Here is a 25,583-nt window from a genome sequence, read left to right on the forward strand (position 1 = left end):
CACAGCAATGGCCCTCGCCACCAAATGCCCCCATTGCAACACGATATTTCGGGTCGCTGCTGACCAATTGAAGTTACGTGGGGGCATCGTGCGCTGTGGCACGTGCAGGGAAGTGTTTGACGGCAATGCCGCGCTGATCGATCCAGCCGCGGCATCGCCGTTTTTAACGTCCGGCCCCGGCACTGCCGCTCCCCTGCCAACCAGTTATCCGGCCGACAACAGCCTGCCGTCCGCCACGGACGACGAACCCATTTATTCCCTCGACTTCGACACCTCGTTCGACCCGTTCGGCATCCTGCCGGAAACGGCGCAGCTCAAGGACAACGAAGACGATGGCGAACACATCGAACTGGACCTCGACGTGGCACTTCCTGACGAGGCGCTGGCCGACACGCCTGCCGCTGCACCGCTCGACCTGCCTGAATCTGCTGCAACACCGGCAGAGCTGCCCGAACCACCGTTGCCCCAGCCGATGGCGCCCTTCAAGCGCCGCCAGATCGATGACACGCCCGCCTTCGCCACGTATTTGCGCGATAGCCGCCGCGAACCAAACCTGGAAACGGTGGCAGCCCCGGCCGCGCCGGCATTGCCTGCCGCTGAAAAAGTCAGCCTGGACAAGCCCGCGCGCCGGGAACCCACGCTGGCCGACCATTCCTTCACGCCATTGCCCGCCGCCCCCGTCGCGCCGGATGCCGCCGAAGAGCAGGAAGAACCCATCCTGCCGCCGGCCGACGACGAGCCGGCCTTTGTGACCTTGGGCCGGCGCCGCGAACAGAGCGGCAAGGCCTTGCGCGTGGCCATGGCCATCGGCTCGGTTGTACTGCTGCTTTTACTATTCCTGCAAGTGATGACCACCTTCCGCAATCCGCTGGCGGCGCAATTTCCGCAGTGGAAGCCGACCCTGGTCGCGCTGTGCAAGCTCAGTGGCTGCCAGGTCGACTTGCCGGCGCAGATCGAGGCGCTGGCCATCGAGCAAGGCGAGTTGCAGACCTTGAAGGACCAGACTTTCTCCTACGTCTCGCTGCTGCGCAACCAGAGTCGCAGCGTGCAAGCCTGGCCCAGCATCGAACTGATACTCAACGACGCCAATGACAAGCCGGTCTTGCGCCGCGTGATCGCGCCGCGCGACTACCTGCCGGCCTCGATCGACGTAAGCACGGGGTTTGCGCCGCGCTCGGAACAAACCATCAAACTGTATTTCGCATTAGACCAGCTCACGGCGTCTGGCTACCATATCGCCATCTTTTATCCTTAACAGACACTATCATGACCAAAACATCGCTGATCTGCGGCTCGCTTGCCACCGACACCATCATGCAATTCCCCGGCCGCTTCGGCGAATCCCTGCTGGCCGACCAATTGCACAAGGTGAATGTCTCCTTCCTCGTGCCCACCATGCGCACGGAGTTCGGCGGCTGCTCGGGCAACATCGCCTACAGTCTGAAAATGCTGGGCGGCGACCCGCGCATCGTCGGCGTCATGGGGCAAGATAGCGCCGCCTACCTGGAACGCCTGCAAAAGCTGGGCATTTCCACCGCCAACATCCTCATCAAGGCCGACAGCTACAACGCGCAGTGCTTCGTCACGGCCGATGCGGACAATAACCAGATCAATGCCTTCCACCCGGGCGCCATGTCGTTTGCGCATGAAAACCCGATCGCCAATGCGGGCCCGGCCAAGGTGGCCATCATTTCGCCGGACGGCGACCAGGGCATGCTCAAGCACGCCGCCGACCTGGCCGAGCTGGGCATCCCCTTCATGTTCGACCCGGGTCAACAGTTGCCACGCTTCAATGGCGAACAGTTGATCGATTTCATCAACAAAGCCACGTATGTATCGGCCAACGATTATGAGATGGAAATGTTGATGGAACGCACGGGATTGACCCTGCCGGACATCGCCAGCCGCCTGGAAGCGCTGATTATCACGCGTGGCGAAAAAGGGTCGGAAATCTATACGGACGGCAAGCGCATCGACATTCCTGTCGTGACCGCCAAAGAAGTGCTGGACCCGACCGGCTGCGGCGACGCCTACCGTGCCGGCTTGCTGTTCGGTATCACCAACGACCTGGGCTGGGAAACCAGCGGCCGTCTGGCCAGCCTGCTGGGCGCCATCAAGATCGCCACCCAGGGCGCGCAAAACCATGTGTTTACGCCGGAGAGCATCGCCGACCAGTTCGAAGCGGCGTTCGGCTACCGCTATTAATATGTAGTCCGGTCGGCTTGTGCGCTAGCGCCAGGCCGACCTTCTCGCATTACCTCACCACAATAATCATCCCCACCAGCACCTGCGCGATCTGCAGCAGAATCAAAGCCACCAGCAGCGACAGATCCAGGCTGCCGACCAGCGGCACCACCTTGCGTATCGGACGCAGCAGGGGCTCGTTCAAGGCCCGTACAAACGGCGCCAGCGGTGCATGCGGGTTGACCCAGCTGAAGATGGCTTCGATGATCAGCAAGGCCATGAAACCGTAGAGTATCCATTGCAGGAAGCGTTGCAGCGACTTGAGCAGCACCACTTCGACAGGATAGCCGGAAATAAACAGCACCGAGCTGGCCAGCAGCACGATCAGGAAGGCGCCGATCAGGCTGGCCCAGTCATACCCGCCCACGCCCGGCACCACGCGGCGCAGGGGGCGCACCAGCCAGTCGGACAATTGAAACGTGAATTGCGCCACCGACGAAGGCGGCCGCACGCGCACCGCCTGCATCCAGAAGCGCAGCAGCAACACGCCGCCCAGCAAGGTGGCGATGGTATCAACGATCAATGTAAGGATAACGATCAGCACGACTAATTCTCCAAAAAAAAACCGCTGTGTGATTGAGTCACACAGCGGCGTGTTGCCTCATCCAGGCACCCGTATCGTTGGAATTACGATGGGCGGGTGCTGGTTGGGAATGGCCAGGCTGCAGCCGGAGCCAACACGGTTTTTGCTACAGGTGCGATAGGTGCCGATGGCTTGGCGACAGGAGCTGCCTTCTTCGGTGCGGCCTTTTTAGGCGCGGCCTTCTTGGCGGCTGGCTTGGCTGCCACGGCGGCTGGTGCCGCTGGGGCTGCTGCCGGCGCTGCTGCAGGTACGGCTGCCACGACTGGCGCTGCGGCTGGCTTGGCGGCTGGCTTGGCGGCAGGTTTCGCTGCTGCTTTCGCTGCCGGCTTCGCGGCTACCTTGGCGGCTGGCTTGGCTGCAGCTTTTGCTGCTGGCTTCGCTGCTACCTTGGCCGCTGGCTTCGCTGCAGGTTTTGCTGCAACCTTGGCGGCAGGTTTCGCTGCTGCTTTGGCTGCCGGCTTGGCTGCGACTTTCGCTGCTGGCTTGGCGGCAACTTTCGCTGCCGGCTTCGCTGCTACCTTGGCCGCTGGCTTGGCTGCAGCTTTTGCTGCCGGCTTCGCCGCTACCTTGGCCGCTGGCTTGGCTGCGGCTTTCGCTGCTGGCTTCGCTGCCGGTTTGGCTGCTGCTTTTGCCGCTGGCTTCGCTGCAGCTTTTGCTGCTGGCTTGGCTGCTGCTTTGGCGGCCGGCTTCGCTGCTGCCTTGGCGACGACTTTTTTCGCTGCTGGCTTGGCTGCCGCTTTGGCGGCCGGTTTCGCTGCTGCCTTGGCTGCAGGTTTCGCTGCGGCTTTTTTCACTGCTGGCTTGGCTGCAGCTTTTGCTGCTGGCTTGGCGGCTGCCTTGGCGACGACTTTTTTCGCTGCTGGCTTGGCTGCTGCCTTGGCGGCCGGTTTCGCTGCTGCCTTGGCTGCTGGCTTCGCTGCAGCTTTTTTCACTGCTGGCTTGGCTGCTGCCTTGGCCGCTGGTTTTGCAGCGGCTTTTGCTGCTGGCTTGGCGGCCGGTTTGGCTGCGGCTTTTTTCGCTACAGGCTTGGCTGCTGCCTTGGCTGCAGGTTTCGCTGCCGGTTTTGCTGCCGGTTTTGCTGCTGCCTTGGCCGCTGGTTTCGCTGCGGCTTTCGCTACTGGCTTGGCAGCCACTTTTGCTGCAGGCTTGGCTGCGGCTTTGGCGGCTGGTTTTGCGGCTGGTTTCGCTGCGGCTTTGGCAGCTGGTTTAGCGGCAACCGTCTTTGCTGCGGCTGCCGGCTTCTTCGCGGCAGGAGCAGCCTTGGCGGCTGGTTTCTTTACTTCTGATTTCTTAGCGGCTGTTGCCATTTGTCTCTCCTTCATCTGAGATGAGAAATTTAAGCTACAAGATTTAAACCCGTCCGACCCACCACAGGGATAGGCCAGGCGAATTATTCATCGGCGCAAACGGTCGTTTGCGCTAATGAATTCGGCACCAGCTGAACTGCTGCAACTCCTCACGTTTGCAGCACTTCAGCCATCGTCGGTGCCACCCTGCTTTATCTCGCAGCTGGTGGCAAAGTCTGAATTCGGTCATTCGTTTTCGATGCCGTGCGTTTTTTCGCTCCTCGCATCGCGCTCGCTACAACACCGATGCGTCAAATAAAAAACCGCCATGCCTGAAAAAATTCGGGCACGGCGGCAGACGAAAACGGTGTGGTTTTGTGCATATCCGTGTAAATCTGTATCCCTGTTTTGCGAGGTTTTTTCGCTACCGCGCTGGTTAAAAAACCCCGCATTCTAACGCTCGCATTTGCAATCTCATAAAGTACACGAAAACCTTGTCAATGCGCAACCGGCACGACACGTTTTCGCCCGCTTTTTTGCACGTTACGCGTGCTATCGCACAATCGCGTGCCAAATGCCGCCGCCAGCGTGTCCGGAAACGATATTTACTAGCTGTCTCGCGCGCATTGGCGCCATCAAAAAAATGCGTCGCGGCGCGCGTCATGCGGCGAAAAAATGGCCACACTTTTCTGTGCCGCCGCATGCGATGCACATGCGCCGCCGCGCCGCTGCGCGCCACGAAAAAGCGGCTAACAAAAAGCGGCATGCGATGCCGCAGCCTGTCTCCAGAACGATGGCGGCGGGCTGGATAAAAACAGGCCAAGCTAGCGCGCGTCATTGGACGACGCGAGCCGGGAGAGGGCCAGCGCAGTATCGATGAAGGCGCGCAGTTTGGGCTGGCTCTGAGTACGGGCAGGAAAGTACAGGAACAATCCACTCGTCGGCGGCACGTAGTTTTCAAGCACCCGCAGCAAGCTGCCGCTTGCCAGGTCACCTTCGATTTCCACGTCCGGCATATACGCCAGGCCCAGACCCGAGCGGGCGAAATCGGCGATCAGCGTGGTGTCGTTGACGACCAGGGGCGCGCCGGTTTCCACCAGAAATTCCTCGCCATCGCGCACGAAGCGCCAGCGGTGCAAGGCGCCGGAAGTGTGGAAGCGGTAGGCCAGCGTGTCGTGGCGCACCAGGTCTTCCGGGATCAGCGGCTGCCCTTTCCGCTCGAAGTAGCCGGGCGCGCCAACCACGGACCAGCGCAAGTCCCCCGTCAGGCGCACCGCCACCATCTCCTGCTCCACGGACTGCCCCAGGCGGATGCCGGCGTCGTAACCGTGCGCCAGCAGATCGACCGCGCCATCGTCGAGCGACAGGTCGATGGTCACGTCAGGATAGCTGCTGCGAAAACGCGGTATCAATGCGCGCATGACCAGCGCGCCCAGCGCGCGCGGCACCGTCAGCCGCAGATGGCCGGCGGGCCGGTCGCGAAACATGGTCAGCGCCGCGAAGGCGTCATCGATCTGCCGGGTAGCGCCGGCCAGGCTGGCGTACAGGCCCGCGCCGGCTTCGGTGAAGGCGACATTGCGCGTATTGCGCTTGAAGAGCAGCACGCCATGCTGGCGCTCCATCACCTTGACCGCCTTGCTGACGGCCGTCACCGTCACGCCAAGCTGCAGTGCCGCGGCGCTGAAACTTTTGCGCTCGGCGACCGCGAGAAAGGTACGGATACCATCGAGAGAGTTATTTTTCATGCGTGCTCACGCAGTCAATAATGAACCTGAAGTTTAAAGCCTATCACCGTTGCCATACTATTTCTCTGCAATTGGACGCCATATGATGGTCGCTCCCTACCTCTCCCCCCAAAGGAAGCACCATGTCTCTCCTCATGCCGGCAATCGTCGGCGACTACTTTACCGCCGAAAACCATCACGATAGCGACGCCGTGGCGCAGTGCTTCGCAGCCGATGGCGTCGTGCATGACGACGGCCATGCGCACGCGGGCCATGCCGCCATCAAGGCCTGGAAGGAAGCTGGCAGCAAGCAGTACGGCGCCACCATCAGCCCCACCTCGGCCGACACCAGGGGCGCACGCTGCGTGGTCACCAGCAGCGTCAGTGGCAATTTCCCCGGCAGCCCGCTGGAGCTGCGCTTTGCCTTCACGCTCGCCAGCAACCGCATCCAGACCCTGGAGATCAGCGCATGAATACCGATTTCAAGGACAAGCGCGTGCTGATCACGGGCGGCACCAAGGGCATGGGCGCGGCGACGCTGAAACTGATGCTCGAGCGCGGCGCGCGCGTGGCGACCACGGCGCGCGCCGCCAGCGGCAGCTTGCCGGTCGGCGTGCATTTCATCGCGGCCGACCTGCATACCCGCGCGGGAACCGACACGCTGATCCGGGAAGCGCTGGCCAGCCTGGGCGGGGTCGATATCCTGATCAATAACGTGGGCGGTTCGACGGCCGCGGGCGGCGGCGCACTGGCCCTGGACGACGATGCCTGGCAAGACGCGCTGGATGGCAACCTGCTTGCCGCCGTGCGCCTCGACCGCGCCCTGCTGCCGGCGATGGTGGCACGCCAATACGGCGTGATCATCCACATCTCGTCGATCCAGCGCAGCCTGCCGCTGTACGAGTCGACGCTGGCGTATGCTGCCGCCAAGGCTGCGCTGAGCAACTACAGCAAGGGATTGTCGAAGGAATTCGGCCCGCAGGGCATCCGCATCAATACCGTCTCGCCGGGCTTCATCGAAACCACGGCGGCCCACGCGATGATACGGCGCTGGGCTGGCCACGCCGGCACCACCGAAGATGCGGCCCGCCAGAAGCTGATGCAGACGCTGGGCGGCATTCCCATCGGCCGCCCGGGCAAGCCGGAAGAAGTGGCCGAACTGGTTGCCTTTCTGGCCTCGGACCGCGCCGCGTCGATCCACGGCGCCGAGTATGTGATCGACGGCGGCACCATCCCGACCGTCTAAGCCCGCTGCAACAAGCTCGCCACATGGCAAAAGGCCCCGCATCCGCGAGGCCTTTGTGACATGACTGGTAACGCTATCGGCTGGCTTATTCCCAGTTCAGCGCGCCGCCGGTCTGGTATTCCGTCACGCGCGTCTCGAAGAAGTTGCGTTCCTTCTTCATGTCGATCATCTCGCTCATCCATGGGAATGGATTTTCTTCCTGGGCGAACAGCGGCTCGATGCCGATCTGCTGCGCGCGGCGGTTGGCGATGAAGCGCAGATAGCCCTTGAACATCGGCGCATTCAGACCCAGCACGCCGCGCGGCATGGTGTCTTCCGCGTACGCGTATTCCAGTTCCACGGCCTTCATGAACAGGTCCTTGATCTCTTCGCGGAAGGCGGCCGTCCACAGCTGCGGGTTTTCCATCTTGATCGTGTTGATCAAGTCGATGCCAAAGTTGCAATGCATCGATTCGTCGCGCAGGATGTACTGGTACTGCTCCGCCGCACCCATCATCTTGTTCTGGCGGCCCAGCGCCAGGATCTGCGTGAAGCCGACGTAGAAGAACAGGCCTTCCATCAGGCAGGCAAACACGATCAGGGACTTCAGCAGCTTCTGGTCGTTTTCCACCGTGCCGGTGACGAACGCCGGATCGGTCAGGGTGTTGATGAACGGAATCAGGAATTCATCCTTGTCGCGGATCGACTTGACTTCGTTGTAGGCGTTGAAGATCTCGCCTTCGTCCAGACCCAGCGATTCGACGATGTACTGGTAGGCGTGCGTATGGATCGCTTCCTCGAACGCCTGGCGCAGCAGGTACTGGCGGCATTCCGGCGCCGTAATGTGGCGGTAGGTGCCCAGCACGATATTGTTGGCGGCCAGCGAGTCGGCCGTCACGAAGAAGCCCAGGTTGCGCTTGACCAGGCGGCGCTCGTCGTCCGTCAGGCCATTCGGGTTCTTCCACAGCTCGATATCGCGCTGCATGTTGACTTCCTGCGGCATCCAGTGGTTGGCGCAGCCGGCCAGGTATTTGTCCCACGCCCATTTGTACTTGAACGGCACCAGCTGGTTGACGTCCGTCTTGCCGTTGATGATGCGCTTGTCGTCGGCATTCACGCGGCGCGCCACTTGCTCGGCGTTCGCTTCGGACGGCTCGGCACCTGCCGGCAGGTTCAATTCGGTATTTCCCAGTGGCGCTTGCTGCGCCGGACGCGGCACAGCTGCCGACGTGGTTTCATCATCCCAAGACAACGACATATTCTTCTTCCTTTCCATGCCGGCGAGCCGGCGATCCGCAACAGGCCCGTTGTATCGGACAATGCGGACATTGACAACATTGAATCAGCCCGGCCGTGCCGGGCTGACAACTAAAATCTTACTGGCAGGCTTCGCATTCCTCAAAGCCATCGTCACCCGGACGCAGGTAGCAGGCTTCGCCATCGGCGTCGTCCGCTGCCGCTGCCACTACCGGCGCCACGGCCACTGCTGCTGCCGCCACGACGGCTGCCTGGGCGCTGGTTTGTGCACTTTGGGCGCTGGCCGACATGCCGCCGTCGACTGCCACGGCGTTCAGGGCGCCCGTCTTGGAGGTCGATTTCTCCATGTGGGTAGCGGCGATGGTACGCAGGTAATAGGTGGTTTTCAGGCCACGCAGCCATGCCAGCTTGTAGGTTTCGTCCAGTTTCTTGCCCGATGCGCCAGCCATGTAGATGTTCAGCGACTGGGCCTGGTCGATCCACTTCTGGCGACGCGAAGCCGCTTCCACCAGCCAGCTTGGCGACACTTCAAAGGCGGTGGCATAGATATCGCGCAGGTCTTGCGGGATGCGGTCGATCTTCACCAGCGAGCCGTCGAAGTACTTCAGGTCGGAGATCATGACTTCATCCCACAGGTCGCGCGCCTTCAGGTCGCGCACCAGGTAGCCGTTGATCTCGGTGAATTCGCCCGACAGGTTCGATTTCACGTACAGGTTCTGGAACGTCGGCTCGATACAGGCCGAGACGCCGATGATGTTCGAAATCGTCGCCGTCGGGGCGATCGCCACGCAATTCGAGTTGCGCATGCCGAACTTGGCGATGCGTTCGCGCACCGGGGTCCAGTCCATGGCCGACGAGGAATCGACTTCCAGGTAGCCGCCGCGCTCTTCGGCCAGCAGTTTGACCGAGTCTTGCGGCAGGATGCCACGGTCCCACAGCGAACCTGCATACGATTCATAGCGGCCGCGCTCTTCGGCCAGTTCCGTCGACGCCAGGTAGGCGTAGTAGCAGACGGCTTCCATCGAGGTGTCGGCAAACGACACGGCGGCGTCCGAGGCGAACGGGATGCGCATCATGTGCAGGCAGTCCTGGAAGCCCATCACGCCCATGCCGACCGGACGGTGGCGCATGTTCGAATTGCGCGCCTTGTCGACGGCGTAGTAATTGATGTCGATGACGTTGTCGAGCATGCGCATGGCGGTACGCACGGTCTTGGCCAGCTTGACGTGATCGAGCTTGCCTTCCTTCATGTGCGCCGGCATGTTCACGGAACCGAGGTTGCAGACGGCGATTTCATCGCTGCTGGTGTTCAGGGTGATTTCCGTGCACAGGTTCGAGCTGTGGACGACGCCGACGTGCGACTGCGGGCTGCGGATGTTGCAAGGGTCCTTGAACGTGATCCATGGGTGGCCCGTTTCAAACAGCATCGACAGCATCTTGCGCCACAGGTCCAGCGCGGCGATCTTCTTGAATACGCGGATTTCGCCGGCGGCGGCCTTGGCTTCATAGCCCAGGTAAGCCTGTTCAAAAGCCTTGCCGACCTTGTCGTGCAAGTCTGGCGTGTCCGACGGCGAGAACAGGGTCCATTCGCCTTTTTCCATGACGCGCTTCATGAACATGTCGGGAATCCAGTTCGCCGTGTTCATGTCGTGCGTGCGGCGGCGGTCGTCGCCCGTGTTCTTGCGCAGGTCGAGGAATTCCTCGATATCCATGTGCCAGGTTTCCAGGTAGGCGCAGACGGCGCCCTTGCGCTTGCCGCCCTGGTTGACTGCCACGGCCGTGTCATTCACCACCTTCAGGAACGGCACCACGCCTTGCGACTTGCCGTTGGTGCCCTTGATGTGGGCGCCCAAGGCGCGCACTGGCGTCCAGTCGTTGCCCAGGCCGCCGGCAAACTTGGCCAGCAGCGCGTTGTCCTTGATGGCGTCGTAGATGCCTTCCAGGTCATCCGAGACGGTGCTCAGGTAGCACGACGACAGCTGCGAGCGCAGGGTGCCCGAGTTGAACAGGGTCGGCGTCGAGCTCATGAAGTCGAACGAGGACAGCAGGCTGTAGAACTCGATGGCGCGCGCTTCGCGGTCCGCCTCGTTCAGCGCCAGGCCCATGGCCACGCGCATGTAGAACGCCTGCGGCATTTCGATGCGCACGTCCTGGATATGCAGGAAGTAGCGGTCATACAGGGTTTGCAGGCCGATGTAGCCGAATTGCAAGTCGCGGTCGGCCACGATGGCTTTCGCCAGGCGTTCCAGGTCGAAGCTGGCAAGTACCGGGTTCAGCAGCTCGGCGGCGATGCCCTTGGCGATGTATTGCGGGAAATACGTCAGGTATTCTGCGGCAGCGGCCGCTTGCGGCACTTCCTTGCCGAACACTTCCTTGCGCACCGTGTGCAGCAGGATGCGGGCCGTGACCTGGCTGTAGGCCGGGTCTTTTTCCATCAGCGCGCGCGCCGCCAGGATGGCCGACTTGTGCAGCTCTTCGACGGGCACGCCGTCGTACAGGTTTTTCACTGTTTCAGCCAGGATGGCGTCGGCATCGACGTGCTTTTCCAGGCCGGCGCAGGCGGCGTTGATCAGGTCGCGCACTTCCTGCATGTCCAGCAGGCGGCGCACGCCGTTGTCGGTGACGTTCAGCTGGGGCGCGGTGACTTGCGCGGAGGCGCCTTGCGCTTCCTTCTGCAGGCGGCGCTCTTCCATGTGCTTGGCGCGGTACAGCACGTAGGCACGCGCCACGTCGTGTTCGCCCGAACGCATCAGCGACAGTTCCACCTGGTCTTGCACGTCTTCGATATGGAAGGTGCCGCCGCCCGGATGGCGGCGCACCAGCGCGGCGACGACGCCGTCGGTCAGTTGTTCCACCAGTTCGCGGATGCGTGCCGAGGCTGCGCCCTGGCCGCCGTTAACGGCCAAAAACGCCTTGGTCATGGCGATGGCGATCTTCGAAGGCTCAAATGCCACCACCGCGCCGTTGCGGCGGATGATGCGATAGTCGCCCAATGCCGCGCCCGTGCTCGCCACACTGTTGGCCGCGCCTGGCGCTGGCGATACTGGCGTTGGATGGATGGAAATATCTTGTGGTGATTGCATTGAAGCTCCCGTTGTCAGCTAAAGTCAGCCTGCAGTTTTGCTGCCGCGTGTGTTGTTGAATAGAACGCCCGATGGTCAGGGTTTCTTCAGGTATTTGTTGCTAAATAGTAAATTCATAGTGCATAAAACAGCTCAGTATCCATCTCGCCACACCGCACTGCCCGGCTGGCGCGAAACACGATCAAGGGTGATAAACCGCCAGTTCCAGTGCTTTATCAGCAATCCGGATAGCTTTGACAATAATTCTGAAAACGTCTGTGATGGCACTAGATATAGTCTTTACATCCAACTTCTGCACTAATTGTAGTACCCATCGAAGGGTGATGCAATAGTTTTCCGGCATCCGCCAGCGTAATTTTTTGTCTTTTCTTATACGATTTCGGTTGACTTTTCAGGGCATGGATGGAAAGCCCAATCCCCGCGAAGTAAGCGCTAACGCAGGCTGCCCGCGCAAGGTTTCCAGCCAGCATACTTGGTAAAAATGCCAGTCAAAAAACGGTCCCGGATCCGTCTTCCTTCCCGGCGCGATATGCTCGTGGCCGCGCACCTGGGACAGCCCGTAGCGCGCCGCCAGCGCCACCGTCAGCGCCGCCAGGACATGGTATTGCCGCCGCTGGAAGGGCACATCGTCCGCGCCTTCCATTTCGATACCGATGGAATAGCCATTGCACTGCGGACGTCCCTCGAAGGTGGACGCGCCGGCATGCCAGGCACGTTTATCAGCAGAAACATATTGCAGCAACGCACCATCGCGCCGCACAAAAAAGTGCGCCGAGACTTGCAAGCCACGCAGGTCGGCGAAAGAAGGATCGGCATTATAATCTACCCGGCCCGTAAACAAGTCCGACACATGCGGTCCGCCAAAGTGGCCGCCCGGCAAGCTGATGTTATGGATCACCAGCAAATCGACTTGCGCGCCGTCCGGTCGCGCATCGTAGTATTGGGAGTCATAGCGCAGCGCGCCATCGCACCAGCCGTCTTCATCTATCGTCCATGCGCTCATCAAATAGGGCTTCCTGTATCGTCAATTTCTGCATGCGGTAACGCAACTGGCGCACGCTCAGGCCCAGTTGGCGCGCCGCCCGCGCGCGGTGGTAGCGCGCCTGCACCAGCGCCAGCATGATCATGTCGCGCTCGGCCTGGCGCAAATACATGTCCAGCGGCAAGACGGGGGTCACGCCATACGCCGCCATGCCGGGCAGGCACAGTTGCCGTTCCGGCAAGGCCGGCGGCGCCCGCGACGGCATGCTGCCCGCCGCCGGCGGCAAGGCCAGCCCCTCGAGCGCGATCACGCCGCCGTCGGCAAAGGCCAGCGCCCGCTCCAGCACGTTTTCCAGTTCGCGCACATTGCCGGGAAACGCATACGCGGCCAGGGCCGCCAGCACGGGCGGCGCCAGGCTCACGGCCCGGCGCGGCGACAGGCGCGCGAGGATCACCTCACATAATACCTGCAGATCGCCGCGCCGTTCGCGCAGCGGCGGCAGTGCCAGCTCGATCACATTCAGGCGGTAAAACAGGTCCTGGCGAAACGTGCCGGCCGCCACGCCGCGCCCCAGGCCATGCTGGCTGGCGCACAGGATGCGCACGTCGACTGCCTCGTCAGTACTGCCGCCCAGCTTGCGCACGCGGCGCTCCTGCAGCACGCGCAACAGTTTCACCTGCATGGCCAGCGGCAGGTCGTCGACTTCGTCGAGCAGCAGGCTGCCACCGTGGGCTGCCTGGAACAAGCCCTGGCGTTCGTGCAGCGCGCCCGTATAGGCGCCCGGGCGGCAGCCGAAGAATTCCGCTTCCATCAGCGCTTCGGGAATGGCGCCACAGTTGACGGCGATAAACGGGAAACTGGCGCGCGCGCCCTGCGCGTGGATGGCGCGCGCCGCCAGTTCCTTGCCCGTGCCCGATTCGCCGCGGATGGCCACCGGCGCGCCACAGCGGGCGATGCGGCCGATCTGCGCGCGCAGCGCCTGCATGGGCAGCGAGTTGCCGCTCAGTTGCGGCGCCGGCGGCATGCCGGCGGCGGTGACGGTGACGGTCTGCGGACTGGGACGGGACATGGGAGCGCGCCTTTCTGCAATGGCGGCGACGAACCGCCTGCTGCAGATGCTACGCCGGACGGATGCCGGAGGCCGTTACAATACGGATGAGCAACGCGCGCCGGCACGCCCTTACAAGGTGGCGTGCGCGTGGCTGCAGTAATCGTGGCCCTTGGCCTGCACGTTTTCGGAGGCCGGGTAGTACACGCCGCAATGGGCGCAGCACAGCATCAGTTCGGCATCAGGCAATTCCTGCGGCCGGCCCGGCGGCGCAAACGGATTCGGCTGCTGTTGCTGCTGCGCGCGGGCCCGTTGCTGCATGCTCCGGATCTTGCTGCGGATAGCAAACAGCACCAGGAATACCAGCGCCAGCCAGAATAAAACACGTGTCATGCGAATCCTCGGTGTAAAACCACTTCCAGTACAAAACGGCTGCCGACATAGGCCAGCAGCAAGGTGGCGAAACCGGCCAGGGTAAAACTCAGGGCCGTCTTGCCGCGCCAGCCGCGAAAGCGGCGGCCTGCCAGCAGCGCGGCAAACAACAGCCACGACAGCATGGTAAACACGGATTTGTGATCCCAGTTCAGGGCCTTGCCAAATAGTTGCTCGGAAAACACGATGCCCGACAGCACGGTCAGGCTCAGCAGGATGAAGCCCAGGCCGATCATACGGAACAGCAGTTTTTCCATCGTCAGCAGGGCTGGCAACTGGTCCAGCGCCGTGCCGATGAAGCCGCGGCTTTCGCTGCGCGTATGCAAACGCGATTCCTGCAGCGCCATCAGCACGGCGTGGAAGGCGGCAATCGTCAAGGTACTGTAGGCAAGCACGGCCACGGCAATATGCCAGCCGAAGACGGCCGACTTGCCTTCCATGTTGACCTGGCTGCCAGGAAAGGCCCAGGCCAGGCCGATGGCGAGGACGGCGCTGGGCATGACCATGCGGCGCAGTCCGTCCAGGCTGAAATTGCGGTTTTCTATCCAGTAGGCGCCCACCGAGACCCACAGCGCGGCCGACAGCATGGCGGAAAAACCGAAGCGCAAGGTGCCCGGCGCCATCAGGTCGAACCACAAGGTGGCGGCGTGCGCCAGCCAGGCAACGCCGGTCAGGCCGGCAATGAGCCGGGCACGGGACGAGGGAAGCACCGCGCACGCCGCGTACAACAGCGCGGCGATGAAAAAGAAATAGATCTGCATAGTTTAAGTTTACACCATAGCCGACAAGCGCGATTCAGGCGACAGCCCGGTGACAGGCACGACGCCGCCATCCAATGCCGCAAGCCTGCCATGATATCGCGCCTGAGGCATGACGGGGTGGCGCACCCTCAAGATTTCGGCAATCTTTCACGCTACCTGTATATATTAGTATGCCGCAAAAAAATGATGGCCCGCTTAAGCGGGCCATCGGGCATTGCCAATATCCGGTTTACTTCACGTTCAGGCTCTTTTTCGCCTGCTCCAGCAAGTCGGTCTTGACCCAGTCCTTGGCCACGGGCGGTTTCGTCATGCGGCCCACGCCCGTTTTCACCATCACGTCCGTGGTGGTCTGAATATGCTCGGGCGAGATGTCATACGAATACGGCGAATTGCTGATCGCGTCGTCGAAGTCATCCTTCGTGATCTGGCCGCGGAACACCACTTCGCGCACATACTTTTCCGCCGTCGCCTTGTTGTCGATAAAGGTCTTGGTGGCTTCGACGAAGCAGCGCATGAATTTTTCCGCCACGGGACGGCGTTCCTTGTAGAACTTTTCCGTCATCACCATGGTCCGCACGGGTTCGCCGATCGGCGTGTCGTACGGTTTGATGACTTCGGTGCCGAAACCCTTGTTGATGGCCTGCGACGATTGCGGCTCGGACTGCATCATGGCGTCGATATTCTTGCCCATCAACGCCTGGTTCAAGTCGGCGTAGGCCAGAAATACCAGTTGCACATCCTTGCCCTTGGTTTCGGAATACGTCAGGCCCGCTTGCGACAGCTCGGCCAGCAGCAGCACTTCCTGGATGCCGCCGCGCGTCACGCCCACGCGCTTGCCCTTGAGTTCCTTGACGCTGGCAATCTTTTGCCCCGCCCCGCCCACCAGGCGCGCGCCGCCCTTGGCAAAACCGGCCACCACGTAGATGGGCGCGCCGCCGGCGCGGCCGGAAATGGCCGCTTCGGACGCCGTCGCCCCCACGTCCAGTTCGCCCGCGATAATCGCCTGCATCACGTCGAGGCCCTTGGCGAACACATGCTCCTCAACCTTGATGCCGCACTTGGGCGCGATTTCCTTGATGTACGACACGGCGCCGTAATGGGCGAATTTCAAGTTACCCAGACGCACGACTTCCTGCGCCTGTGCCTGGACAGCGCCCATGCCGAAGGCCAGCATGAGGGCGGCGGCAATACCGGTCTTCAAGGTTAATTTCTTACGCATCGGGTTCTCCTGTGGTGGTTGGTGTGTGCCCGCAAGGGCACGCGAAACACTGCTTTTTTGTTATGGGGAGATAGTACCGCGTGTTGGAGCCAGGGCAACATTTTTTTGCCGGCAGCCACGCTGCCGGCGTTATGACGACCGTCTGTTGCTACTGTCCCGCCAGCGCCACCACCGGGTCGAGTCCCGACGCCTTGCGCGCCGGCATGAAGCCAAACACCAGCCCCGTCACCACGGCGCAGGCAAACGCGCCGGCGATGGCGCTCAGCGAAAAGATCACCGGCACGTCCCATACCAGCAGCAGGCCGGCGACCGTCACGCCAACCACGATGCCGGCCACGCCGCCCACCACCGACACCAGCACGGCTTCGGTGAGGAACTGGCGCAGGATATCGCGCCGGCGCGCGCCCGTCGCCATGCGTATGCCGATTTCGCGCGTGCGCTCGCGCACCGTCATCAGCATCACGTTCATGACGCCGATGCCGCCCACCACCAGGGAGACGGCGGCGATCAGGCTGAGCATCATGGTCATGTTGTCCTGCGTCTTCGCTTCGGCGGCGATCGACGCGGCCGCGTTGCTGATGCCGTAGTCGCGGATGCGGTGGCGCTCGAACATGGTGGCGTCGACTGCCGCCTCCACCTCCGTCACGCGCTTGACGTCGGCCACCGCCATCACCGTGTACGTCGGCTCGCGCTGGCCGAAGACGCGGATGCCGGCCGTGGAAAACGGCAGCAGCAGCACGTCGTCTTCATCCTTCTCGCCCGTCAGCGCCCCCTTCGCGCTCATCACGCCGATCACCTGGAAAGGCACGTTGCCGATCAGGATGCTCTGCCCCACGGGGTTGGCCACGTCCGGCATCAGCTTTTCCGCCAGGTGCGCGCCCAGCACGGCCACGGTGGCCATCTCGCGCTCGTCTTCCTCGGTAAAGAAGCCGCCCTTGGCCACCGGCCAGGTCTGGATCTGCGGCAGGGCCGGCCCCGTGCCGCGCACATAGGTCTGCACGTCGAGGTTACCGTGGCGTATCACCTTGTTGCCCGTGACATTCGGCAGCACGTGGGTAATGCCCGGCACGTCTTTCAGCGCATCGAGGTCGGCCAGGGTGATGCTGCGTCCGGGGATACGCGAGCTTTCGCCGCGCGACGCCATGTACAGCAGGTTCGAGCCGAATGCGCCCAGCTGCGCCATCACTTGCTGGCGCGTGCCCAGACCGATGGCCAGCATGACGATCACGGAAGCGACGCCGATGACGATGCCCAGCAGGGTCAAGCCCGTGCGGAAGCGGTTGATCCACAACACGCGCCAGGCGGCGCGCGCCGCGTCGAGCAATTCCGTGCCCAGCGACGCGCCCGTGTCGTGGGCGGCGCGCGACATGTCCAGCGGCGGCAGGGCCGTCGACGTGGCGGGAATGGCGATGGCGCCCGAGTCTTCGATGATTTCGCCATCGCTGATCTCGATCACGCGGCGCGCCTGTGCCGCCACCTTGCGGTCATGCGTAATCAGGATGATGGTGTGGCCCGCGTCGGCCAGTTCGCCCAGCAGGGCCATGACTTCGGCGCCGCTGCTGCTGTCGAGCGCCCCCGTCGGTTCATCGGCGAGGATGATGCGCCCGCCATTCATCAGGGCGCGCGCGATCGACACGCGCTGCTGCTGCCCGCCCGACAACTGGTTTGGCCGGTGATCGAGCCGCTCGCCCAGGCCCAGGCGCTTGAGCAGCGCTTCCGAGCGCGCATGGCGGGCCGCGGCCGGCATGCCCGCGTACAGAGCCGGTACTTCCACGTTTTCGCGCGCCGATTCGGTGGCGATCAGGTGATAGCCCTGGAAGACAAAGCCGAACGCTTCGCGCCGCAGCCACGCCAGTTCATCGGGATTCAGGCTGGCCACGTCCTGGCCGGCGAAGCGGTAGGTGCCGTCGCTGGGCCGGTCAAGACAGCCAAGCAAATGCATCAGGGTCGACTTGCCGGAACCGGACGCGCCCACAATGGCGACGAATTCGCCGGCGCCGATCGACAAGGTCAGGCCGCGCAGCACTTCCACGGCCGGCGCGCCGTCATGACCGCCATAGCGCTTGCGGATGCCTTGCAGTTCAATCAACGGCGCCGCTTGCTCCGGCTGCCCGGGTTGCCCGAGCGACGCGGCCTCGCTCATGGCGCTCACAGCTGGAACCTGCTGCTGCCGCTGCCGGCCGGCTGCTCGCCCGTGACCAGCAATTCGCCTTCGCGCAAGCCTTGCAGCACTTCCGCGCTGAGGCGGTTGCGCACGCCCACGGTGACGGTGCGCGTATCGACCTTGCCGTCCGCATCCATCACGCGGGCCGTAAACTGCCCCGGCTTGGCGCCTTCTTGCGTCGAGGGTTTCAGGGCCGGCAAGGGCACGGCCAGCACATTGTTCGCCGCAGCCGTGACAAACACCACTTGCGCCGTCATCTGCGGCATCAATTCGCCATCGGCGTTATCCACGTCGAACAGCACGGTATATAAAATCACCTTGCTGGTCGACGGCGCCAGGGCCGTGCCGGCGGCAGAACCACCTGGCACCGGCGGGGCCGGCAGCACTTGCCGCACCTTGCCGCTCCAGCGCCGCTGGTCGCCGCCCAGGGTGGTGAAGTACACGGGCATGTCCGGGCGCACGCGGCGCACGTCCGCTTCCGACACTTCCGTCCACACTGTCATGGCCGACAGATCGGCGATGCGCAGGATATTCGGCGTCTGGTACGTGGCGTTCAGGGTTTGCCCTTCCTTCGCGTCCAGACCCACCACCTTGCCGGCCATCGGCGCATAGATGCGCGTATAGCCGAGGCGCGCCTCGTCCGCCTTCAGGCTCGCCTGGGTCTGGTCGATCTGTGCCTTCAGGTGGTCGATCTTGGCGCCGGCCGAGGCCAGGGTGGCTTCGGCCGTTTCCAGGTCGGCCAAGGGCGTCGAGTCGAACTTGGCCATCTGCTTCTGGCGCACGTGCTGCTGGCCCGCCAGGCGGTGCTGCGCCTGCTGGTCGGCCAGCTGCGCACGCAATCCGGCCAGCGCGGCGCGGCCAGCGTCGACGGTGGCTTGCTGCACGCTGGGGTCGATCTCGGCCAGCAGCTGGCCTTTTTCCACGGCGCTGCCCGGCTGCACGTGCAGGCGCGTGATCTGGCCCGACACCTGCGCGCCCACGTCGACATAGGTTTGCGGCTGCAGCGTGCCGATGGCCGTGACGCTGGCCTCGATATTGCCGCGCTTGACGGGCGCCGTGTCGAATACGGTGGCCGGGCCGCGCGTGGCCCACAGTGCGCCGGCGCCAAACAGCGCCAGCAAGACCACGCCGCCGAGGATGCGGGCGCGGCGGGAAGGCAGGCGGGCCGCCATCAGGAAACCACTTTCAGTACATTCAAAACATCAATCGGTGTCGCCAGGCGTGAAAAGTGCATCGGTCTATCCTTGAAAATGGCAGTCAAAATTACTGCAGAAACGTCACAAGACCTGCCAGCGCGGCGACGGCTGCCAGCAGGGAACTACGAAACAGCAAGCGGGGGGCGTACGGCAGCAGCAGCGCCACCAGCAGCGCTCCCGCGCCGATGAAACCCAGCCAGGCGACCACGCCGACGGTGGCGCTCCAGCCAGCCACGCAAGGCCAGATGGCCAGCGCCAGTAGCAGCGCACCGGCCAGTTGCAGCGCGCGCCGCACGTTCGGCGCCGCGTCCCTGCCCCAGACCTGGCCGTGATGGCGGTCCATCGCCAGGGAGAGGCTGGCCATGCCCGCATACGACAGGCCCAGCGCACAGAGGATGGTATTGATCATGACTGTCCTTCCGTATTGACTTGCAGGCTGGCCGAGGGCGCAGCGCTTTCCTTCGGTGCAGCCTTCCTGGCCGGTTTTTCCTTGCGCTTGTGGACTTTCCACGCGCCCCTGGCGGCCAGCAGGCCGAAGGCCATGCTGCCCAGTTCCACGCCGGCGCTTTCCCAGTCGCCGCGCGCGATCTGCGCCGCCAGGTTGTCGCCCGTGCTCAAGACATTGAGCACCGGCAGCAGCAGGCACAGGGCGGCAAGCAAGCCCAGTTGCTCGATCCAGGCGCGCTTTTCCCCGCGCAGGCAGGCGTGCACCAGCATCAGGAACCACACGCCGAAGAAGGCGCGCACTTCCCAGCCGGCGCGCTGCTCGATGCCGACGGGGATCAAACGGTTGGCCCACAGGAAGCCCACGCAGGCGATGGCCAGGCCGGCAATCGCCGCCACGTTCAGGCATTCGATGACGCGGTACACGCGCTGCGTATAGGCGCCGAACTCGCCGCCGGACTTCTGGCGGCGCTTGACCATGAACAGGATGGCGCCCGTGCCCATCATTGCCGTGCCGGCCAGGCCGCAGAAGAAGTACAGCCAGCGCATCGGCGTGCCGCCAAAACCCACCATGTGCAGGTTCGACATGACGGAGCGCGTCAGGCCCGCGCCGCCCGTGTCCGACTTGCCCGGCAGGCGCACGGCGACCTGTTCGCCCGTGGCCAGCGCGTAGCAGGCCCTGCCCGAATTGGCGCTAAGGCGCGTGAGCAGTTCCGCGTCTTCATTCCAGCCGTACATGCAGACGCGCATGGAGGCATCGTTCGGATTGTCCAGCACCACGGCGCGGATTTCCTGGCCGATGGCCTGCTCGGCACGCTGCGCAAACGATTCCAGCGCGGGAATGGCCAGCGGCTGGCCTGTCTTCACGGGCTTGCCCGCATCGTTCCAGTCGGCCAGGAAGGCCTTCTTGGGATTGTCCATGCCGTATTGCGCCACCACGGGGGCCGGCACATAGTCATCGCTGAAGAATGCCAGGCCCGTGTAGGCGATCATGAACTGGAACGGCAAGGTCAGCACGGCCACCGCATTGTGTGCGTCGAGCCACGAACGCTGGCCCTTGGCCGGGCGGAAGGTGAAGAAATCCTTGAAGATGCGCTTGTGCGTGATGACGCCGCTCACCAGCGCCACCAGCATGATCATGGTGGTGATGGCGACTATCCACACGCCGATGCGTCCCGCGTGCAGCTCGTAGTGGAAATCGACGAAATGGTGGCCGCCGATGGTTTCCCGTTCCGTTGCCTCGCGCGCATGCTCGATGACGGCGCCCGTCAGCGGATCGAGGTCCGCCGAGCCATATCCGCCGCTGGGCTGGAACCAGTAGGCGGACAGGCCGTGGCCGGGACGCTGCACGGGCCAGATTTCCCACATGTCCGCCTTCGGGTGCTCCTTCGCCATGAAATCGAGCGCCAGCTCCAGGCGGTGCCCGCGGTCCGTGACCTTCGGCAGCGGCGGATCGTTCGCATGCGCCGCCTCTTCCAGTGCGTGCTCGGGCGTCATCCAGTGGCCGATCGGGTCGTCGAAGACGGCCAGGGTGCCGGTCAGGAAAATGGCGAACAGCAGCCAGGAAATCCACAGGCCACTCCACGTATGCAGCCAGGCCATGGCCTGGCGCAAGCCGCCCTGCTGTGGCGTCTTGACCACTTTGTCTACCTTGACGGCGTTCATGCGGCACCTCGCGACAGCAGCATGCCGATGCCGCCGCAGGCGATGGCAGGCAGCAGCATGCCCAGCCAGACGCGGCGCAGGTCCTGCACGGCAAAGACCCAGATCACGGCGCAGGTATATACGACGAAGGCGCTCAGGGTGGCCGTCAGCACGGCTTCGGCGCGCGACAGCGGCAGCACGGCCGACAGCAGCACGGCCACGCCGGACGTAAGCGCATAGCCGCCAAAAATGGCGGCCAGCACGCGCGAGAACAACATCATGTTGGCCGATTTCATCATCGCGGCGCTCCCTGCGGCACACGCTGGCTCACGCCATTGCTGGCGTGGGCCAGATTCAACTGCACATTCATAAGCCATGCATCCTTCATCAAGATAGGTCATTCAAAAGTGATTATTTACAGTTTGTAGTTCAAGGTCAGCATCAGGTTGCGCGGCGTACCCACCAGATTGCCGAAGACATCGGAATAGATGCTCTGGTAATAGTGCTTGTCGAGCGCATTGTTGACGTTCAGGCGCAGTTCGGCGCGGCTGTCGATCTGCCACGCCGCATTCAAGCCCAGGATCGCATAGCGGCCCTGGCGCAGATGGTAGGTGCCGTCCGTCGACTCGGTCGCGCCCTGCCCGTACACCGAGGCGCCGACGCGCCAGCCCTGCGCGGCGCCGGACAGGCGGTAGCTGGTGGCCAGCTTGAGCTGCTGGCGCGGATAGCGGCTGTTGAAATCCTTGCCGATATTGGCCGGATCGCTGTCGCGCGTAAATTGCGCCTTCACATACGTAAAACCGGCCGACAGCTGCCAGTCGGGCGTCAGCGCGCCCGCCACGTCCAGCTCCACGCCTTCGCTGCGCACTTCGCCCGACGCGCGCTGACAATAGCCCCAGGTGCTGCCGGGGCAGGGATTGGGGCCAGCCAGGTCGTCCACGCCGCGGTTTTGCTGGCGGATCTGGAACACGGCCGCGCTGGCATTAAGGGCGCCGCCAAAGTATTCGCCTTTCACGCCCGCTTCATAGTTGGTGCCGCTGATCGGCTTCAAGGGCTGCCCATTGGCGTCGGTGGAAGCCTGCGGCTGGAAGATTTCGGTCCAGCTGGCGTACACGGAATGCTGCTTGTCGAGGTCATACACGACACCGGCGTACGGCGTGAATTCGCGCGCCACCGAGTAGCCGGCATCGTCCTTGTACCAGCTTACGCGCCCGCCCAGCACCAGCGACAGCGGCTCGGCCAGGCGCATGCGCGTGCCCGCATACACGCCGCTTTGCTCGGTGATGCTGGCCGTGCGCCACTGCGCGTAATTGATGACGGGACGCGCCACGCTGCCCGTATCCCAGTTGAACGGGTCGAGCACCGGCGCCGCCGCGCCCCAGCTGTACGGCGCCCAGCCGCCATAGCTGTTTTTCGACGAACGGCGGTGGCTGGCGCCGACCGTCAGCTCGTGCTCGCGGCCGAACAGGCTGTAGCTGCCAGTGGCATACGCGTCATAGCTGGTGTTGGCCAGTTCGGCGCGGTAGCTTTGCGAATTGAAGCGCAGGGTGTCGCCGCGGCGGCTGATGCCGGAAAACGTCGTGTCGATCTCGGGCGTCTTGCGCGTGGCCGCCAGCTTGGCCTTCCAGCCGTTGGCGAAGCGGTGTTCCAGTTCCGCGAAGATGGTCTTGTCCGTCTGGCGCCAGCCATCGAAGTCGGTGCCCAGATAAGTCGAGCGGGGCAAGTTCAAAAAAGTGCCGTCGGCGGCCGTTACCACGCCCGTGGTGACGCCGTCGTTATCCGTCTTGCGGTAGTGGGCGCCCAGGGTCAACGTGGTATCGGGGCGCAGGTCGGCCTCGATGATGCCGTACAGCTGGTGATTGCGGCCATGCAGCACGTCGACAAAATCCTTCTTGTCCTGCACCGTCGCGACGATGCGCCCGCGCAGGGTCTTCGCTTCGTTGAGCGCGTTGGCCGCATCGGCTTCCAGGCGGTAGTTGCTCCAGCTGCCGATGCTGGCCGAGAACGACGCTTGCGGCGTGGCCGTCGGGCGCTTGCGCACCAGATTGATGGCGGCGCTGGGCGTGCCGCTGCCCGTCATCAAGCCCGTGGCGCCGCGCACCACTTCGATGCGGTCATAGATGGCCAGGTCGTCATTGTCTCCATTGAAGGTGCCGTTCGCGCCCAGGCTGGTGGGCAAGCCGTCGAACAGGATGTTGTCAACTGGAAAGCCGCGTGCGCTGAAACTGCCGGAATCGCCCGTAAAGTTGCCCTTTTGCATGACCAAGCCCGTGATCGACTGCACGGCGTCATCCAGGGTGGTGATGCCCAGGTCGTCGATCTGCTGGCGCGTCAGCACGCTGACGGACTGCGGCGTCTCGCGCAGCGACAGGTTCAGCTTGGTTGCCGTATTGCTCACGCCCGTCGTATACGAGCCGCTGCCTTCCGTCGTCGCATCGCGCCCTGCCGTGACGGACATGCCAAGCATGGTTTGCTCGGTGGCGGGCGTGGCTGGCACCTGCTGCGCCAACGCGGAGGTACCGGCGGCCAGGCACAAGGCCGTCACGGCCAGCGCCAGCGGATGCCGCTGAAGACGATGCGATACAAAATTGACAAGATGCGAAACCTGTTGCATGAAAAATCCTGAAAAGTGGCGCCATGAGACGGTAAAAAACAGCCGCCCTACCCTGTAGGTGCCGCGAAAACGAAAAACGGGCAGTCCGGCTGCAAATATTTTTTGTGGGGTGCTACGGCGCCGGTTCGACCGTCACCCAATACCGCGTGCGGCTGCGCACCTGCACCGGCAGCGAGTTGGGCAGCATGTTCAAAATGCGCTGGGTGTCGGCCAGCGGGAACACGCCCGACAGGCGCAGCCGGGCCACTTGCGGCGCGCAGTCGATCACGCCGGGGCGGTAACGGGCCAGGTCGGCCAGGAAATCGCCCAGGGTCACGTCGTCGACGATCAGCTGCCCGCGCGACCAGGCGTCCGCATATGCACCGATGGCGTGCGGCGCGTCTGGCGCCTGACGGGAAAATGCCACGCCGTGCCCGGCCGCCAGCAGCAAGGGCGCGCCGATGCCGTCGCGGGGGCGGATTTCAACGGCGCTTTCAAACACGTCCACCGTGCTGTAGTCATCCTGCTGGCGCACGGAAAAGCGCGTGCCCAGCGCGCGCACCATGCCTTCGCGCGTGGCCACTTCCAGCGGCGCGTCGCTGCCGCTGCCGTGACCGCTGACGACGAGGATTTCGCCGGCCAGCAGCTCGATCAGGCGGCGGCTGGCGTCGAAACGCACATTCACGGCCGAATCCGTATTCAAGCTGAGCACGCTGCCATCGTCCAGCACTATCTCGCGCCTGTCGCCCGTAGCCGTGCGGTAGTCAGCACGCAGGACGCGCACGCCATCCCAGGCGCCCGTCTGCGCGGCCAGCATGCCGCCGCCGGCCGCCACGCCCAGCCACGCCAGCAACTGGCGCCGCTTGCCGTTGACGGCTTTCTGCTGCGTGCCCGCCAGCGCCTGCGCGGCCGCACCGCGGTGCAAGCCGCTGAACCGCTGCGACACCGCTTCGATATGCTGCCAGGCCAGTTCATGTTCAGGGTCGGCCTCGCGCCAGCACTGCCAGGCGGCGTGCTCCTGCTCGCTGGCCTCGTCCGACATCAATACGGTCAGCCACTCGGCCGCCTGCAGCTGCACGTCCTCGCCGATGGCAGCAGCGGCCGCGGGTTCTGCCACCGTGCTCATGCCGGCAGGGAGAAAAACACCTGGCGGTTGGCGCGCGTCAGGTATTGCTTGACCGAGCTGGCCGATACGTTCAGGCGCGCGGCGATCTCGGCGTAGCTGAGGCCTTCGAGCTGCGCCAGCAAGAACGCCGTGCGCACGGGACCCGGCAAGCCGTCGAGGGCCACATCGATCTGCTGCAAGGCTTCCAGCGCCAGCAGCCGTTCTTCCGGCGCGGGCGCCACCTCGGGCGGCAGGCAGGCCAGCGCCTCCAGATAGGCGTCTTCCAGCACCTGCCGGCGGTAGCGGTGCGCCACCAGACGCCGCGCGATGGTGGCGAGAAAAGGCCGCGCCTCGCGGATCTGCGGCGCCGTGCCGTTGGTCAGCACGCTGATGAAGGTGTCTTGCGCCAGGTCCGCCGCCTCGCCCGCATTGCCCAGCTTATGCCGCAGCCAGCCCTGCAGCCAGCCATGATGGCTGCTGTAGAGCGCGTGCAGGTCTTGTTGCTGTGCAAAATCGGCGGCCGACATGGCATCCCTTTCCGCTCAGGCGTGCGGCACCCGAGAATGTAAATAAGAATTATTCTCATTTTAACC

22 protein-coding genes are annotated in these 25,583 nt (G+C 63.6%); 5 read left to right on the forward strand and 17 right to left on the reverse strand.

Features of this window, described 5'->3' with window-relative positions:
- The first annotated feature begins 7 nt into the window (after window positions 1–7).
- The gene (locus O3297_RS17580; protein WP_305049309.1) at window positions 8–1,255 is read left to right on the forward strand and encodes a DUF3426 domain-containing protein; all 1,248 of its coding nucleotides are present in this window, start codon (window positions 8–10) and stop codon (window positions 1,253–1,255) included.
- Window positions 1,256–1,266: 11 nt separating this feature from the next.
- Complete coding sequence (locus O3297_RS17585; RefSeq protein WP_305049310.1) at window positions 1,267–2,205, forward strand: carbohydrate kinase family protein; 939 nt, start codon at window positions 1,267–1,269, stop codon at window positions 2,203–2,205.
- A gap of 49 nt (window positions 2,206–2,254) precedes the next feature.
- Here the strand turns inward: O3297_RS17585 and O3297_RS17590 are convergent, their stop codons facing one another.
- Window positions 2,255–2,788, reverse strand: coding sequence for a YggT family protein (locus tag O3297_RS17590; protein ID WP_034780256.1), 534 nt, complete (start codon window positions 2,786–2,788; stop codon window positions 2,255–2,257).
- Between the two features lie 253 nt (window positions 2,789–3,041).
- Between O3297_RS17590 and O3297_RS17595 the strand changes: the two genes are divergently transcribed.
- A complete protein-coding gene (locus O3297_RS17595; RefSeq protein ID WP_305049311.1) occupies window positions 3,042–4,037 on the forward strand; it encodes a hypothetical protein in 996 nt (331 codons plus the stop codon).
- Window positions 4,038–4,937: 900 nt separating this feature from the next.
- Here the strand turns inward: O3297_RS17595 and O3297_RS17600 are convergent.
- On the reverse strand, window positions 4,938–5,858 hold the full coding sequence (locus tag O3297_RS17600; protein WP_070255965.1) for a LysR family transcriptional regulator: 921 nt from the start codon (window positions 5,856–5,858) through the stop codon (window positions 4,938–4,940).
- 122 nt (window positions 5,859–5,980) lie between these two features.
- Between O3297_RS17600 and O3297_RS17605 the strand changes: the two genes are divergently transcribed.
- Both O3297_RS17605 and O3297_RS17610 read left to right on the forward strand, forming a co-directional pair.
- On the forward strand, window positions 5,981–6,310 hold the full coding sequence (locus O3297_RS17605) for a nuclear transport factor 2 family protein (protein WP_070255967.1): 330 nt from the start codon (window positions 5,981–5,983) through the stop codon (window positions 6,308–6,310).
- Entirely contained in the window at window positions 6,307–7,083 is a 777-nt protein-coding gene (locus tag O3297_RS17610; RefSeq protein WP_305049312.1) for an SDR family oxidoreductase, read from the forward strand. Before O3297_RS17605 ends, O3297_RS17610 begins: the two co-directional genes overlap by 4 nt.
- Before the next feature lie 85 nt (window positions 7,084–7,168).
- On the opposite strand, the gene O3297_RS17615 is transcribed toward O3297_RS17610, so the two are convergent.
- The 15 genes from O3297_RS17615 to O3297_RS17685 all read right to left on the reverse strand — a co-directional run bounded on the left by O3297_RS17615 (window position 7,169) and on the right by O3297_RS17685 (window position 25,517).
- On the reverse strand, window positions 7,169–8,320 hold the full coding sequence (locus O3297_RS17615) for a ribonucleotide-diphosphate reductase subunit beta (protein WP_034780261.1): 1,152 nt from the start codon (window positions 8,318–8,320) through the stop codon (window positions 7,169–7,171).
- Window positions 8,321–8,438: 118 nt separating this feature from the next.
- Complete coding sequence (locus O3297_RS17620) at window positions 8,439–11,402, reverse strand: ribonucleoside-diphosphate reductase subunit alpha (protein ID WP_092607799.1); 2,964 nt, start codon at window positions 11,400–11,402, stop codon at window positions 8,439–8,441.
- A 391-nt stretch (window positions 11,403–11,793) separates the two neighbouring features.
- Window positions 11,794–12,405: a 1,6-anhydro-N-acetylmuramyl-L-alanine amidase AmpD gene (gene ampD, locus O3297_RS17625; RefSeq protein WP_034780263.1), complete on the reverse strand. Its 612-nt coding sequence runs from the start codon at window positions 12,403–12,405 to the stop codon at window positions 11,794–11,796.
- A complete protein-coding gene (locus O3297_RS17630; RefSeq protein ID WP_176376502.1) occupies window positions 12,383–13,453 on the reverse strand; it encodes a sigma 54-interacting transcriptional regulator in 1,071 nt (356 codons plus the stop codon). The genes ampD and O3297_RS17630 overlap by 23 nt, the downstream gene beginning before the upstream one ends.
- A 111-nt stretch (window positions 13,454–13,564) precedes the next feature.
- On the reverse strand, window positions 13,565–13,825 hold the full coding sequence (locus tag O3297_RS17635; protein ID WP_034780264.1) for a PP0621 family protein: 261 nt from the start codon (window positions 13,823–13,825) through the stop codon (window positions 13,565–13,567).
- Window positions 13,822–14,625, reverse strand: coding sequence for an inner membrane protein YpjD (locus tag O3297_RS17640; protein ID WP_034780265.1), 804 nt, complete (start codon window positions 14,623–14,625; stop codon window positions 13,822–13,824). Before O3297_RS17640 ends, O3297_RS17635 begins: the two co-directional genes overlap by 4 nt.
- 229 nt (window positions 14,626–14,854) lie before the next feature.
- Window positions 14,855–15,844: an ABC transporter substrate-binding protein gene (locus tag O3297_RS17645; RefSeq protein WP_370385412.1), complete on the reverse strand. Its 990-nt coding sequence runs from the start codon at window positions 15,842–15,844 to the stop codon at window positions 14,855–14,857.
- Between the two features lie 148 nt (window positions 15,845–15,992).
- Entirely contained in the window at window positions 15,993–17,987 is a 1,995-nt protein-coding gene (locus O3297_RS17650; RefSeq protein ID WP_099389041.1) for a MacB family efflux pump subunit, read from the reverse strand.
- A gap of 5 nt (window positions 17,988–17,992) precedes the next feature.
- Entirely contained in the window at window positions 17,993–19,180 is a 1,188-nt protein-coding gene (locus O3297_RS17655; RefSeq protein ID WP_052139997.1) for an efflux RND transporter periplasmic adaptor subunit, read from the reverse strand.
- Window positions 19,181–19,271: 91 nt separating this feature from the next.
- A complete protein-coding gene (locus tag O3297_RS17660; RefSeq protein ID WP_034780266.1) occupies window positions 19,272–19,613 on the reverse strand; it encodes a DUF3325 domain-containing protein in 342 nt (113 codons plus the stop codon).
- On the reverse strand, window positions 19,610–21,313 hold the full coding sequence (locus O3297_RS17665; protein ID WP_305049313.1) for a PepSY domain-containing protein: 1,704 nt from the start codon (window positions 21,311–21,313) through the stop codon (window positions 19,610–19,612). The genes O3297_RS17660 and O3297_RS17665 overlap by 4 nt, the downstream gene beginning before the upstream one ends.
- On the reverse strand, window positions 21,310–21,591 hold the full coding sequence (locus O3297_RS17670; RefSeq protein WP_092607777.1) for a hypothetical protein: 282 nt from the start codon (window positions 21,589–21,591) through the stop codon (window positions 21,310–21,312). Before O3297_RS17670 ends, O3297_RS17665 begins: the two co-directional genes overlap by 4 nt.
- Before the next feature lie 116 nt (window positions 21,592–21,707).
- Window positions 21,708–23,906 (reverse strand): TonB-dependent siderophore receptor, encoded by a 2,199-nt coding sequence (locus O3297_RS17675; RefSeq protein ID WP_305049314.1) that lies wholly within the window; start codon window positions 23,904–23,906, stop codon window positions 21,708–21,710.
- A 112-nt stretch (window positions 23,907–24,018) separates the two neighbouring features.
- The gene (locus O3297_RS17680; protein ID WP_370385413.1) at window positions 24,019–25,011 is read right to left on the reverse strand and encodes a FecR domain-containing protein; all 993 of its coding nucleotides are present in this window, start codon (window positions 25,009–25,011) and stop codon (window positions 24,019–24,021) included.
- Window positions 25,008–25,517: a sigma-70 family RNA polymerase sigma factor gene (locus O3297_RS17685; protein WP_070255996.1), complete on the reverse strand. Its 510-nt coding sequence runs from the start codon at window positions 25,515–25,517 to the stop codon at window positions 25,008–25,010. Before O3297_RS17685 ends, O3297_RS17680 begins: the two co-directional genes overlap by 4 nt.
- Window positions 25,518–25,583 lie beyond the last annotated feature (66 nt).

Origin of the sequence: Janthinobacterium sp. SUN128 (assembly GCF_030587275.1) — a bacterium.
Taxonomy (GTDB): Bacteria; Pseudomonadota; Gammaproteobacteria; order Burkholderiales; family Burkholderiaceae_D; genus Janthinobacterium; species Janthinobacterium lividum.